The organism is Rhodococcus sp. B50, from assembly GCF_013602415.1.
Classification (GTDB): Bacteria; Actinomycetota; Actinomycetes; order Mycobacteriales; family Mycobacteriaceae; genus Rhodococcus.
Genome location: NZ_WPAG02000002.1, coordinates 548,279 through 560,885 on the forward strand (window position 1 = coordinate 548,279; position 12,607 = coordinate 560,885).

Sequence of the window (12,607 nt, forward strand, 5' to 3'; positions counted from 1 at the left end):
AGCGAGTCGTTCGGGTGCGGCGTCGTTCGGTGCGAGGGGAATCGCCTCGATGTCATCGACCCTAATGACACCGACGCCGGACGTCGCTGTCGGACACGGTGGCGGTGGGATAGCGTCGTACGCCATGAGTGACGAGGAACTGAAGCAGGGGCCCATCCACGCCGTGCACGTCGAACTCGGCGCGACCTTCGCTCCGTTCGGCGGCTGGGAGATGCCGGTCTCCTACGCGGGGACGGTCGCCGAGCACACGGCCGTGCGCGAGTCGGTGGGACTGTTCGACGTCAGCCACCTGGGCAAGGCTCTCGTCGCCGGGCCGGGCGCCGCCGAGTTCCTGAACACGACCCTCACCAACGACCTCACTCGGATCGCTCCCGGTAAGGCGCAGTACACGCTGTGTTGCACCGAGAGTGGCGGTGTGGTCGACGACCTGATCGTCTACTACGTCTCCGACAGCGAACTTTTCCTCGTTCCCAACGCGGCCAACACGGCCGCGGTCGTCGAGGCGTTGTCTGCGGCGGCGCCGGCAGGCGTCACTGTGACGAACCAGCATCGAGACCATGCGGTCTTCGCCGTCCAGGGACCGAAGTCCGTCGACGTCCTCGAGGCGCTGGGACTGCCCACCGACATCGCCTATATGGGATTCGCCGACGCCGAATACGAAGGTGCTCCGGTGCGGGTGTGCCGCAGCGGGTACACCGGTGAGCGCGGTTTCGAGGTGCTGCCTCGCTGGGACGACGCGGAGCGCGTCTTTCGTGCCCTGCTCGAGGCCGTCCGCGCCCAGGGCGGGCAGGCCGCCGGTCTCGGTGCCCGCGACACCCTGCGCACCGAGATGGGCTACGCGCTGCACGGGCACGAGCTGTCCGTGGACATCTCGCCGCTCCAGGCGCGGGTCGGTTGGGCCGTGGGCTGGAAGAAGCCTCAGTTCTGGGGCCGCGACGCGCTGATCGGGGAGAAGGAGGCGGGCCCGGCACGGAAGCTGTGGGGTCTGCGGGCACTCGATCGCGGGGTCCTGCGGCAGGATCTGACGGTGCTGCGCGACGGCGCCGAGGTCGGCCGGACCACCTCGGGAACCTTCTCTCCGACCCTCAAGATCGGCATCGCCCTCGCACTCCTCGACACCGCCGCCGGACTCGAACCCGGCGACGAAGTGAGCGTGGACGTGCGCGGACGGTCGCTGCGTGCCGAAGTGGTGGCTCCGCCGTTCGTCGAGGACCACACCAGATAGGGCTTCTGCAGGCGGTTGTACCATTGTCCTCCATGACAGGTGTCCTCGAATTCGCCCGCGTCCAGCATCCTTCACCGAGCTCTGCGGAGCGGCGCCAGGAGGTTCTGTCGAATCCCGGTTTCGGGCAGCACTTCACCGATCACATGGTGTCGATCACCTACACCGACGGGATCGGCTGGCACGACGCGAAGGTCGAGCCGTACGCCCCGATCTCCCTCGATCCGGCCGCGATGGTCCTGCACTACGGTCAGGCGATCTTCGAGGGCCTCAAGGCCTATCGTCAGGCCGACGGCAGCATCGCCTCGTTCCGGGTGGAGGCCAACGCGGCGCGCATGAACCGCTCCGCCGAACGCATCGCAATGCCGTATCTGCCGCCGGAGCTGTTCGTGCAGTCGATCACCGAGCTGGTCGAGGTCGACAACGAGTGGGTTCCGGCCGCGGGCGGCGAGGATTCTCTCTACCTGCGTCCCTTCGCCTTCGCGACCGAGCCGGCTCTCGGCGTGCGGCCCGCGAAGGAGTACAAGTTCCTCGTCATCGCGTCGCCGGCAGGCGCCTACTTCCCGCGCGGCGTGAAGCCCGTCAACGTGTGGCTCTCCCGTGAGTACGTGCGCGCCTCACCGGGCGGCACCGGCGCCGCGAAGTTCGCCGGCAACTACGCTGCGTCGCTCGTCGCGCAGGCGCACGCCGCGGAACAGGGATGTGACCAGGTGGTCTGGCTCGACGCGATCGAGCGCAAGTACGTCGAGGAGATGGGCGGCATGAACCTGTACTTCGTGTACGGGTCCGGTGCCGACGCGCGCCTCGTCACCCCGGAGCTGTCCGGCTCGCTGCTCCCCGGCATCACCCGCGACTCGCTGCTCACCCTCGCCAAGGACTCCGGTCTCGCAGTGGAGGAGCGGCGCATCAGCACCGACGAGTGGCGCGAGAAGGCCAACAGCGGCGAGATCACAGAGGTGTTCGCGTGCGGCACCGCCGCGGTCATCACGCCGGTCGGAAGCGTCAAGGACAAGGACGGAGAGTTCACCATCGCCGACGGTGAGCCCGGCCCGATCACGATGGCCCTGCGCGACACCCTGACGGGCATCCAGCGCGGCACCTTCGCCGACACCCACGGATGGATGACGACACTGCGCAAGTGACGTAGCCACGAACGAACGTAGGGGTGCTGCCGGAATCCGGCAGCACCCCTACGGCGTTTTCCGGAGGGATCGCGATCAGAGCAGGCTCGCCGCCGCCACCGCGACGGCGGCGACCGTGCCCTCGGAAACCGCGCCGAGCACGTCCCCGTTCAGGCCACCGAAGCGCGCGACGCAGTGCCGTGCGAAGAACGCCGCCGCGACCAGCACCACCACCACGACGAGCGGCCCGGCCCAGACCGGGCCGGGCAGGCACACGACCGACAGCACCACGGCCGACAGCGACCACAGCGCGATGGGCACGACGTCCTGGGTGCCCGACACGAGCGAGCCGAAGCTGCTGCCGGGCGCGGCGGGCACCCCGCGCCGGCACGCCACGACCACCGCGACGCGTCCGGTGAAGACCGCGAAGGCGACGGCCCACCACGCGTGAGTGTCGGCGAGCGCACCGAACGAAGCGGCCTGCAGCCCGAGGACGATGATGAGCGCCACGACGCCGAACGGACCTGCGCCGCCGCTGTGCATCACCTCACGCGCCCGCTCGGGAGGTCCGTAGCAACCGAGGCCGTCGGCGGTGTCGCTCAGTCCGTCGACGTGCATCCCCCGGGTGCCCACCGCCAGCGCACCGACGCCCAGCAGGCCTGTCACCAGCGGTGGGGCACCGACGGTGGAGGCGATCAGACAGACAGCCGTGGCTGCGGCGGCGAGTACGGCCCCGGCGATCGGCGCTGCGGAGATTGCGCGTCCGGCGACCGTCCGATCGATTTCGGCGGGACCCCGTGCGGGCAGGACCGTCAACCACGACAGGGCCAGCGCGACCCCGGCCGGCCAGGCGCGGACCATCAGTCGGTGGTCGCCGGGGTGGTCTCGTCGCGGGTGCTGACGCCCGCTTCGGAGAATGTCGCCATCTGCGAGAGGATCGCGACCGCACCCTGCAGAACCGGAAGTGCCGTGACGGCACCCGACCCTTCACCGAGGCGCATACCGAGGTCGACGATCGGTTCGAGGCGGAGGTGGCGCAGCGCGATGCCGTGCGCGGGTTCGGCCGAGCGGTGGCCGGCCACCCACCAGCGTGCCGCGCCGGGCGCGAGTTCCTCGGCGACCATCGCGGCGGCCGTGACAACGACCCCGTCGAGGATCACCGGCGTCCGGCGCACCGAGGCCTGCGCGAGGAAACCTGCCATCGCCGCGAAATCGGCTCCACCTGCGGTGCGCAGCAGGGCGACGGGCGTGCGCACGTGGGGCCGCGCCCGCCACATGGCATCGCGGATGGCCGTGACCTTGCGCATCCATCCCGCGTCGTCCACGCCGGTGCCGCGACCGACCGCGGCGACGGGCTCGGTGGACGTAAGAGTGGCGATGAGAACGGTTGCGGGAGTGGTGTTCCCGATCCCCATGTCGCCCGCGACGAGCAGATCGGCGCCCTCGTCGACCTCCCGGTCGGCGAGTGTGCGGCCGGCTTCGATCGCGCGGACGGTCTCGTCGTGGGTCAGCGCGTCCTCGCGGTCGATGCTGCCGCTCGAGCGCCGGATCTTGAATGCGGACACCTCGGGGGAGGTATCGCTCTCGACCGCCATGTCGACTACCCGCACGCCTGCCCCGGCGGCTGCGGCGAGCACGTTCACGGCGGCACCGCCCCCGGACAGGTTCGCGACCATCTGCGCGGTGACCTCTGGTGGATAGGCCGAGACCCCATGGCGAGCGACACCGTGGTCGCCGGCGAAGACCACGACCCGCGGTCGACGGAAGGGATGAGGCGGGACCTCGCCCTGGCAGGCCGCGACCCAGCAACCGAGGTCCTCGAGTCGTCCGAGTGACCCGGCGGGTTTCGTCAGATCCCGCTGACGTTCCTCGGCGGCGACACGTGCTTCGAGATCGGGCAGGTCGACGCGCGGAAAGTCGACGTCGGCGGGGGAATCGGAACCGCTGGTCACAGGTCACCTCTCGGACGGATCTTCACGCTAGGACGCTATCAATCGACGAGCCCTGGCAGGAATTCGACGTTATGCGTCCTTGCTGCCACTTCCAGGTGGCCTTCGTCGGCCGGAGGATCGATGCATGATCGAACTCGCAGTCACTCTCGTGGTCCTGTCCACCCTGGCCGTCGGTTTCGAAGTGCTGCGCCGCAGGAACGCACCCGCGCCTGCATGGGTCCGGCGAGCGCCCTGGCGATTCCACTGGGAGCGCCCCGCGGAGACGACTCGGCCGCGGCACCACATGTCGCAGGACATGCAGGCCGCGGCCGAGATCCGGCGGCTACCGCCGGTCGCGTGCGGAGCGCCTCACCACTGAAGGGTGCGCTGGTGTCAGACGGCGTCGCCCGGGCCGACCCGGGGGAGCGGCGCACGCAGCTTCTTGATCTGGGAGGCACGCACGAAGGCGTACCAGCCGAGCCCGAAGCCGCCGTCCGTCGAATCCGGGAAGCGCTCGCGCGCCTTCTTGTTGACCATGCGCCCGAGGTAGACGCCCTCGATGACCATCAGCAGCATCATCACGAACATCGCGAGCGTGATGTACTGCTGCACCACCGGGCCGAGGAACATCGACATGATGAGCACGAGCGCGAGCGGCATGAACAGTCCGACGAGATTGCGCCGGCTGTCGACGAGATCGCGCACGTAGGCGCGCACGGGGCCGCGGTCGCGGGGAAGCAGGAACTTCTCCTCACCCGCGAGCATCCGGTTGCGGCGCTCGGCGGCGTCGGCGCGGCGCTGTGCGGCAGCTGCCTTACGCTCGTCCTTGCTCTGCGACTTGCGCGCGGCCTTGCGCCGCTCGCGTGCTTCCTTCGCAGTCAGCGGAGCAGGGGCGACGGGACCGCGACGGCGGCTCTCGGCGTCGCGCCGTTTGGGCGTCGGTCGCCCCTTGCCGGCGGTCGCTTTCGCGGACGCGGAGTCGTCGGGAGTCGCGGCCGGGGAGTCCTCGGTCGCAGGAACCTGGTGATCGGCGGAGTCGTCGGAACCACCGCGGCGTAGCAACTTCACACCACCAGGCTATGGGATAGTGGAGAGAAGCGGAAAATCCGCGTGTCATACCACGCTCGGCGCAACTCGTCCACGAGGAATAGATTCCGGCGCGGTACCGTTGAACCATCGGGTTTCGACACGAACGACAGGGAGCGCCCATGACTGTGCAGCAAGAGACCGATACTCACGGCGTCATCCTGACCGAGGCCGCCGCTGCGAAGGCGAAGGCACTGCTCGATCAGGAGGGCCGCGACGACCTCGCACTGCGTATCGCCGTGCAGCCCGGAGGCTGTGCCGGTCTGCGGTACCAGCTGTTCTTCGACGATCGCACGCTGGACGGAGACCTCACCAAGGAATTCGCCGGTGTGACGCTCGCCGTCGACCGGATGAGCGCGCCGTACGTCGAGGGTGCGTCGATCGACTTCGTCGACACCATCGAGAAGCAGGGCTTCACCATCGACAACCCGAACGCCACGGGGTCGTGCGCCTGCGGCGACTCGTTCAACTGAGGACGCACTTCGGAACCCCGGCGCTTCACGGCGCCGGGGTTCCGTCGTTTCCGCGGTAGTACCGTGGGACCGCTACGGCTCTCCGTGTGAGCAGCCACACCACCCGACATCCGCGGAAAGGCTCAGCCACGTGACCATCGCCGTGACCGGCTCCATCGCCACCGACCACCTCATGCGTTTCCCCGGCCGGTTCGCCGAGCAGCTGCTCGCCGACCAGCTCGCGCACATCTCCCTGAGCTTCCTCGTCGACGACCTCGTCGTCCGCCGCGGCGGAGTGGGAGGCAACATCGCGTTCGCGATGGGCGTCCTCGGCGGAACGCCGGTGCTCGTCGGTGCCGTCGGTGCCGACTTCGCCGAATACCGCACGTGGCTCGAGAACCACGGGGTCGACTGCTCGTCCGTGCGGATCTCGCACACCGCCCACACCGCGCGCTTCGTGTGCACCACCGACCTGGACATGGCGCAGATCGCCTCGTTCTATCCCGGTGCGATGTCCGAGGCCCGCGAGATCTCGATCGCGGACGTGGTCGACAAGCACGGAGTCGATCTCGTGCTCGTCGGCGCCAACGATCCCGACGCGATGATCCGGCACACCGAGGAGTGCCGCCGGCTCGGGGTTCCGTTCGTCGCCGACCCGTCCCAGCAGCTCGCCCGCCTGAACGGCCAGGAGAGCGCGCAGCTCATCGACGGCGCCGAGTACCTGTTCACCAACGAGTACGAGTGGGGACTGCTGCTGCAGAAGACCGGGCTCACCGAGGACGAGGTGCAGGCGAAGGTCGGGATGCGCATCACCACCCTCGGCGGCGACGGCGCGAAGATCGTCGACCGTGACGGCAACTCGGTGAAGGTCGGTGTGGTGCCCGAACGCGCCAAGGTCGACCCCACCGGTGTGGGCGACGCCTTCCGTGCCGGCTTCCTGCTCGGCCACCGCTCCGGCCTGAGCATCGAACGCGCCGCGCAGCTCGGCTCGCTGGTCGCGGTGCACGTCCTCGAGACCACCGGCACCCAGGAATGGACCTTCGACCGCGCCGATGCCCTCAAGCGTCTCGCCGACGCCTACGGCACCGCCGCCGCCGACGAGATCGGCGCGGTTCTCGGCGCCTGACGCCGGACCGGAACGACGAACGGCCGCGAGTCCCGGTGAGGGAGCTCGCGGCCGTTTCCCGTCGCGCCCGTCAGATCTCCACCGGGTAGGCCGGTTCCTGGATCTGCGGCACGATGCGCTTCTCCACGAAGATCCCGTGCCAGACCATGAAGCACAGCACCGTCCACAGGCGGCGGCTGTGATCGATCGGGCCGGTCCGGTGCTCGTCGAGCATCTTCGCGACCGCGGCCTTGTCGAGCAGGTGGTCGGTCTGCGACTCGGCGATCACCTCGTGCGCCCAGTCGAACAGCTCCGTGCCGGCGAGCCAGTGCCGCAGCGGCACCGGGAAGCCCAGCTTCGCGCGGTGCAGCACGTGCGGCGGGACGATGCCCTCCAGCGCCTGCCTCAACGCGTACTTCGTCGTCTGTTTCGTGATCTTCTGCTCGAGGGGCACCTGCGAGGCCACCCGGAACACCTCGGAGTCCAGGAACGGCACGCGCAGCTCCAGTGAGTTGGCCATCGTCATCTTGTCGGCCTTGACGAGGATGTCGCCGCGCAACCAGGTGAACAGATCGAGATGCTGCATCCGGGCGACCGGATCCCAGCCGGCCGACTGCGCGTAGATCGGCGCCGTGACGTCCTGATGGGTCCACTCGGGGCGGAACTCGCGCAACACCGAGCGCAGCTGCGCGTCGTTGAAACTGCGGGCGTTGCCGTAGTAACGCTCCTCGAGCGTCATCGAGCCGCGGTGCAGCAGACTCTTGCCGCGGGTGCCCTCCGGAATCCGCTCCGACAGCTTTCCGGCAGCCCGGCGCAGAGCCGGCGGGAGGAACTCGAACGGCCGCAGCGACAGCGGCTCGCGGTAGATGGTGTAGCCGCCGAACAGCTCGTCCGCGCCCTCACCGGACAACACGACTTTGACGTGCTTGCGGGCTTCCCGGGCGATGAACCACAGCGGGACGAGCGCCGGGTCGGCCACCGGGTCGTCGAGGTACCAGATGATCTCCGGAATCGCCGCGGCGAACTCGCTGGGGGAGACCACCCGCACCACGTGCCGGGCGCCGATCGCGGCGGCCGATTCGGCCGCGACGTCGACCTCGGAGTAGCCCTCCCGCTCGAAACCCGCGGTGAAGGTGATGAGCTTCGGGTTGTGACGCATCGCCAGCGCGGCGATAGCCGTGGAGTCGATGCCGCCCGAGAGGAACGATCCGACGGTCACGTCGGCGCGCATGTGCTTGGCGACCGAGTCCTCGAGGGCCTCGGCGATCTCGCGGTAGCGATCCTGCTCCCGACCGGCGGCGAACGGCCGGACCGGGAAGGTCGGGTGGAAGTACCGCGTGATCTCGGGTTCGGCGCCGGGTGTGAGGCGCGCGTAGCAGCCCGACTCGAGGCGGCGGATCCGCCGGTGCAACGTCTCGGGCTCGGGAACATACTGCAGCACCGTGTAATGCTCGATCGCCCGGGGATCGAGCTCGGTGTCGATGCCGATCACGTCGGCGAGCTCGAGCAGGCTCTTCTTCTCGCTGCCGAAAGCGGTGCCGCCGGTACCCGTCGCGAGGAACAGCGGCTTGATGCCGAAGGGGTCGCGGGCGACGAACAGCTCGCGGGTGTGCGTGTCCCAGATCGCGAAGGCGAACATGCCCCGCAGGCGCTGGACCGCGCGAACACCCCAGTGGTGATAGGCCGCGACGATCGCCTCGCTGTCGCCCTCGGTCGCGAAAGAGGTACCGAACGTCTCGGTGAGCTCTTTGCGCAGTTCGAGATAGTTGTAGATCTCACCGTTGAAGGTCAGCGCGTAGCGGTCCGGCTGCTCCGGCGGGCCCCAGCGCAGCGGCTGGTGCGAATGCGCGATGTCGATGATCGACAGGCGGTTGAATCCGAAGACGAGGTCGGCGTCGTGCCAGGTGCCGTGCTCGTCGGGGCCGCGATGGCGCAGACAGTGCATCGCGGCGTCCACCTTCGCGACGGCGTCGTCGCTGGTGCCGTCAGTGGTCAGAAACCCGAGCAATCCGCACACGCGTGGGTTACCTCATTCCGGTCGGGGGTGTCGCGAAGAACCCCGGTGGGTGCCCAGCGCGAGACACCGCACCGCGCATGACACCGGGAACTACCACTCGGGGTCCGGCGTTGGTTCTATCGAAGTATGCCGCAGACGGTCGAGACCGGGCAGTCGTGCCCGGGTGCCACCGACGACCGGCCGGCAGACAAGAGAAAACCGACGTCACGAGCCGGGTCTTCCAGTCGAAACGCCCACTCCGACACTTTCTTCGTGCCCCGGCGATGGATAGCGCCCGGGTTTGGTCTACGCTGCGTAGTAATTGGGCCGGCCCTCCGGGTGTGCCCTAGTGGAATTGCGGCGATCAGGAAGGCGTGAACGTGGCGCAAGGTCGGATCCTTCGGCGGTTCGGGCTCGCAGCATCACTCGGCATTGCAGCCTTGGTGCTGACCGGGTGCTCGAGCGAAGAAATCCTTCGTTTCGGCTGGCCGGAGGGCATCACTCCTCAGGCCGAGCGTATGCGTGAACTGTGGACGTGGTCGGTTGTCGCCGCCCTCGTCATGGGAATTCTCGTGTGGGCACTCACCTTCTGGGTGATCATCGCCTATCGGCGTCGTAAGGACGACCCGGAGTTCCCACGTCAGACGGCATACAACGTGCCTCTCGAACTGGCCTACACTGCGGCGCCGTTCGTCGCCGTGTGTGTGCTCTTCTACTTCACGGTCGTGGTCCAGAACTACGTCCTGGAGAAGGAGGACAACCCGAACGTCGTCGTCGACGTGACGGCGTTCCAGTGGAACTGGAAGTTCGGCTACCGGACGATCGATCTGCAGGACGGCACGGCCCCCTACAACGGCATCGACGAGGTCGCCGAGGAGGCAGTCGCACAGGAGCCCTACGACCCGTCCACCGCGCACGGTGAATCGGGTGAGGAGCACGAGGCTCCGGGAGCGATCCACGGCAAGCCCGCCGAGGATCTGTCCTACCTGCACTACGACAAGATCGAGACGATCGGCACCAGCGAAGAGATTCCGGTGCTTGTTCTTCCCACCGGCAAGCGCATCGAGTTCCAGCTGGCGTCCTCCGACGTCATCCACGCCTTCTGGGTGCCGGAGTTCCTGTTCAAGCGCGATGTGAACCCGAACCCGATCGAGAACAACTCCGATCCGGTCTTCCAGATCTCCGAGATCGATCGTGAGGGCTCGTTCGTCGGCCGTTGCGCCGAGATGTGCGGCACCTACCACGCGATGATGAACTTCGAGGTCCGCGCGGTCAGCCCGGAGGACTTCGCCCGGTACATCGAGCTCCGTAAGCCGGTCGAGGACGGCGGCGAAGGCCTGTCGAACGCTCGCGCGCTCGAAGCCATCGGCCAGAGCCCGATCGCTACCTCGACGACTCCGTTCAAGACCGACCGCACGGACCGGTCGGCGACCGTCGCCGCAGGCGAGTGACGGCCACCTCACCCGACAAGGACAAGTGCTGATATGAAGATCGAAGCCAAGCTCTTCGAGGTCGTGACGGTGTTCTTCGTGCTCGTCGCCATCGTGTACGGCGTGTTCACCGGGCTGTCGGACAAGGGCATCGAATGGGCCGGCCTGACGGCCATCGTCCTCTCCGCAGGACTGACCCTCATCGTCGGAACCTACTTCCGCTTCGTCGCGCGTCGTCTCGACACCCGTCCCGAGGACTACGAGGACGCCGAGATCAGCGACGGTGCGGGCGACCTCGGTTTCTTCAGTGCGGGTAGCTACTGGCCGATCCTGCTCGCCGGTGCAGCAGCTTTCGCTGCGATCGCGCTGGCCTTCTACCAGCCGTGGATGATCGTCCTCGCGGTTGTGCTCATCATCGCCGCAGCCGCCGGACTGGTGTTCGAGTACCACATCGGACCCGAGAAGCACTGAGCCGACTCTCGACGCACACGGGCGCCGCACCTTCGGGTGCGGCGCCCGTGGCGTTTCCGGGGCCGTAGCGTGTCCGAGCCCTCACTGGGCAGGGGGTCCTGGCGGAGGTCCGGCTAGCGGGCGGCGAGGATGACGCTCGCGGTCGCCGCGACAGTCCGATCCGGGTCGGCGGTCAGGACCACGAGAGCGTCGTGGGCAGCCGAGCCCGGGATCTCCGCGAGTGCCTGTGTGAGGCGCAGGCGTACCCGGGTGTCGTCCGACCCGCCGAGCCCGTGCTGCACGGCACGCACGATCTCCGTGGAGAGGGCCGGCCGATCCGCGAGCCGGCCCAGCACCTCGGCGGCCTCGACGTCCGACCGGCCCTCCACGATCATCTCCACGAGGACGGGGACGACCGCGTCCACGCCCCGCGCCCCGAGCGTCAGAGCCACCATGGCGCGGGCCTTCGAATCGCCGTCGCCGAGAGCCTCCTCGAGCAGCGCCGTGGACTCGGGCACACGCAGCTCCGCCAGAGCCGCGATCGCCCGTCGCCGCACCGGGGCCTCGGCCGACCGCAACCCCCTCTCCAGTGCGGGCAGTGCGGCCTCCGCTGCGTCCGCGGCTCGGGCGAGCGACCAACGCAACGCACCCGCGACGAACGGGTCCTCCTCCGACAGGGCTGCCTCGACCAGCGAGGCGACCGGCAATGTCGTGTCTTCGCGCTGGGACAGGATCGCCTGCTGTCGGCGGGATCCCGAGTCGGATTCGAACGCGCGGAGCAACGCGACGAGACGCAGGACGTCGTCCCACCCGGTGGGGGAGGCCGCGTCGACGTCCTCGAGACGGGCGAGCAATTCGGTCTCGGCGGCGATCCGCTCCCGCGTGTGCCGCATCAGCTCCCGCACCAACTCGGCGGGAGCGAAATCCGGTTCCCGCAACGCGCGCCCGACCTCGTTCAGCGACAGACCCAGGCTACGGAGGCTCTCCACGTGGAAGAGCCTCCGAAGGTCGTCCTCGGTGTACTCGCGGTAGCCGCCCGACGTGCGGCCCGTCGGTGTGACGAGACCCAGGCGGTCGTAGTGGCGCAGCATGCGGCTGCTGACGCCGGACCTCCGCGAGACCTCACCGATCAGCATCGTGTCACTCCCGGATCCCGCCCGCGCCGAGGGCGGCGACCCGCTTGGCGGTCTCCAGCGAGAGGACGAACGCGCTGTCGGGATCGACACGGATCCGCTCGGTGGCTTCGGCGTGGGCGCGGACGCGGGGATCGGGGCTGCTCATCGCCGCGTCGAGCACCGGCACGGCCGCCTCGTCGAGCACCGCGAGGGCGCGCCCGAGGCTGAGCTGCAGGTCTGGGTCGCCTCGGCCCAGTTCGGCGCCGAGAGCGGCAGCGAGGCCGCTTTCCGCCCCCGTCGGGACGAGTGCGACCGCCGCCCGCCAGGCGCTACGTGCCACCTCGTCGTGCTCGTCGTGAAGCATGCCCGCCACCGCCGGCCACGCAACCGGGTCGCCGATCTTCGACAGTGTGTGCAGGGCCTGGTCGCGCGCCTGCGTGGTGTCCGACCGGAGTTCGGCGAGCAGTCGCGGCACGGTCACCTCGGTGGGCAGGCGGCACAGTGCCCAGGTCAGCATGTCGCGGACGAAGAAGTCCGGCTCCACGGCGCACCGCTCGACGAGTGCCGTCGCAGTACGGGGGTCGGCCGCGGTGCCCAGCTCGAGTGCTGCGCGCAATCGTATGGTGGCGTCCTCGGCGGTCAGGGCGTCGCTCGGGGCGCGGACGAACGGGTCGTGATGTGTGCTCATGGATGGCACCT

13 protein-coding genes are annotated in these 12,607 nt (G+C 68.9%); 7 read left to right on the forward strand and 6 right to left on the reverse strand.

Annotated elements, in window-relative coordinates; genetic code table 11:
- Positions 1-124 precede the first annotated feature (124 nt).
- Together gcvT and GON09_RS02905 are read left to right on the forward strand one after the other, a co-directional pair.
- The gene (gene gcvT, locus GON09_RS02900; RefSeq protein ID WP_213930520.1) at positions 125-1,225 is read left to right on the forward strand and encodes a glycine cleavage system aminomethyltransferase GcvT; all 1,101 of its coding nucleotides are present in this window, start codon (positions 125-127) and stop codon (positions 1,223-1,225) included.
- A gap of 32 nt (positions 1,226-1,257) precedes the next feature.
- Entirely contained in the window at positions 1,258-2,364 is a 1,107-nt protein-coding gene (locus tag GON09_RS02905) for a branched-chain amino acid aminotransferase (RefSeq protein ID WP_213930521.1), read from the forward strand.
- 75 nt (positions 2,365-2,439) lie between these two features.
- On the opposite strand, the gene GON09_RS02910 is transcribed toward GON09_RS02905, so the two are convergent.
- Positions 2,440-3,204: an adenosylcobinamide-GDP ribazoletransferase gene (locus GON09_RS02910; protein WP_213930522.1), complete on the reverse strand. Its 765-nt coding sequence runs from the start codon at positions 3,202-3,204 to the stop codon at positions 2,440-2,442.
- Positions 3,204-4,295, reverse strand: coding sequence for a nicotinate-nucleotide--dimethylbenzimidazole phosphoribosyltransferase (gene cobT / locus GON09_RS02915; protein WP_213930523.1), 1,092 nt, complete (start codon positions 4,293-4,295; stop codon positions 3,204-3,206). The genes GON09_RS02910 and cobT overlap by 1 nt, the downstream gene beginning before the upstream one ends.
- Before the next feature lie 124 nt (positions 4,296-4,419).
- Here cobT and GON09_RS02920 point away from each other — a divergent pair, with 124 nt between their 5' ends.
- Positions 4,420-4,653 carry a hypothetical protein gene (locus GON09_RS02920; RefSeq protein WP_213930524.1) on the forward strand — a complete coding sequence of 78 codons (234 nt, stop codon included), beginning with the start codon at positions 4,420-4,422 and terminating at the stop codon, positions 4,651-4,653.
- A 14-nt stretch (positions 4,654-4,667) separates the two neighbouring features.
- On the opposite strand, the gene GON09_RS02925 is transcribed toward GON09_RS02920, so the two are convergent.
- The gene (locus GON09_RS02925; protein WP_213930525.1) at positions 4,668-5,342 is read right to left on the reverse strand and encodes a DUF3043 domain-containing protein; all 675 of its coding nucleotides are present in this window, start codon (positions 5,340-5,342) and stop codon (positions 4,668-4,670) included.
- A gap of 140 nt (positions 5,343-5,482) precedes the next feature.
- On the opposite strand from GON09_RS02925, the gene GON09_RS02930 reads away from it, so the two are divergent.
- Both GON09_RS02930 and GON09_RS02935 read left to right on the forward strand, forming a co-directional pair.
- Positions 5,483-5,833, forward strand: coding sequence for a HesB/IscA family protein (locus GON09_RS02930; protein WP_006554400.1), 351 nt, complete (start codon positions 5,483-5,485; stop codon positions 5,831-5,833).
- Positions 5,834-5,963: 130 nt separating this feature from the next.
- Entirely contained in the window at positions 5,964-6,938 is a 975-nt protein-coding gene (locus tag GON09_RS02935; RefSeq protein WP_213930526.1) for a carbohydrate kinase family protein, read from the forward strand.
- A 70-nt stretch (positions 6,939-7,008) separates the two neighbouring features.
- Here GON09_RS02935 and asnB read toward each other — a convergent pair whose 3' ends face one another.
- A complete protein-coding gene (gene asnB, locus GON09_RS02940) occupies positions 7,009-8,934 on the reverse strand; it encodes an asparagine synthase (glutamine-hydrolyzing) (RefSeq protein ID WP_213930527.1) in 1,926 nt (641 codons plus the stop codon).
- 353 nt (positions 8,935-9,287) lie between these two features.
- Between asnB and ctaC the strand changes: the two genes are divergently transcribed.
- Together ctaC and GON09_RS02950 are read left to right on the forward strand one after the other, a co-directional pair.
- On the forward strand, positions 9,288-10,364 hold the full coding sequence (ctaC, locus tag GON09_RS02945) for an aa3-type cytochrome oxidase subunit II (RefSeq protein ID WP_213930528.1): 1,077 nt from the start codon (positions 9,288-9,290) through the stop codon (positions 10,362-10,364).
- A 33-nt stretch (positions 10,365-10,397) separates the two neighbouring features.
- The gene (locus tag GON09_RS02950) at positions 10,398-10,814 is read left to right on the forward strand and encodes a cytochrome c oxidase subunit 4 (RefSeq protein ID WP_213930529.1); all 417 of its coding nucleotides are present in this window, start codon (positions 10,398-10,400) and stop codon (positions 10,812-10,814) included.
- Between the two features lie 113 nt (positions 10,815-10,927).
- Here GON09_RS02950 and GON09_RS02955 read toward each other — a convergent pair whose 3' ends face one another.
- Positions 10,928-11,929, reverse strand: coding sequence for a MerR family transcriptional regulator (locus GON09_RS02955; RefSeq protein ID WP_213930530.1), 1,002 nt, complete (start codon positions 11,927-11,929; stop codon positions 10,928-10,930).
- A gap of 4 nt (positions 11,930-11,933) precedes the next feature.
- Entirely contained in the window at positions 11,934-12,596 is a 663-nt protein-coding gene (locus GON09_RS02960) for a HEAT repeat domain-containing protein (RefSeq protein WP_213930531.1), read from the reverse strand.
- Positions 12,597-12,607: the final 11 nt, after the last annotated feature.

What these genes read in the sequence shown, in the direction of transcription:
- GON09_RS02930 (WP_006554400.1), top strand. Translation starts at nt 5,483, where the DNA reads ATGACTGTGCAGCAAGAGACCGATACTCACGGCGTCATCCTGACCGAG.
- GON09_RS02905 (WP_213930521.1), top strand. Translation starts at nt 1,258, where the DNA reads ATGACAGGTGTCCTCGAATTCGCCCGCGTCCAGCATCCTTCACCGAGC.
- GON09_RS02955 (WP_213930530.1), bottom strand. Translation starts at nt 11,929, where the DNA reads ATGCTGATCGGTGAGGTCTCGCGGAGGTCCGGCGTCAGCAGCCGCATG.
- GON09_RS02910 (WP_213930522.1), bottom strand. Translation starts at nt 3,204, where the DNA reads ATGGTCCGCGCCTGGCCGGCCGGGGTCGCGCTGGCCCTGTCGTGGTTG.
- gcvT (WP_213930520.1), top strand. Translation starts at nt 125, where the DNA reads ATGAGTGACGAGGAACTGAAGCAGGGGCCCATCCACGCCGTGCACGTC.
- GON09_RS02960 (WP_213930531.1), bottom strand. Translation starts at nt 12,596, where the DNA reads ATGAGCACACATCACGACCCGTTCGTCCGCGCCCCGAGCGACGCCCTG.
- GON09_RS02950 (WP_213930529.1), top strand. Translation starts at nt 10,398, where the DNA reads ATGAAGATCGAAGCCAAGCTCTTCGAGGTCGTGACGGTGTTCTTCGTG.
- GON09_RS02920 (WP_213930524.1), top strand. Translation starts at nt 4,420, where the DNA reads ATGATCGAACTCGCAGTCACTCTCGTGGTCCTGTCCACCCTGGCCGTC.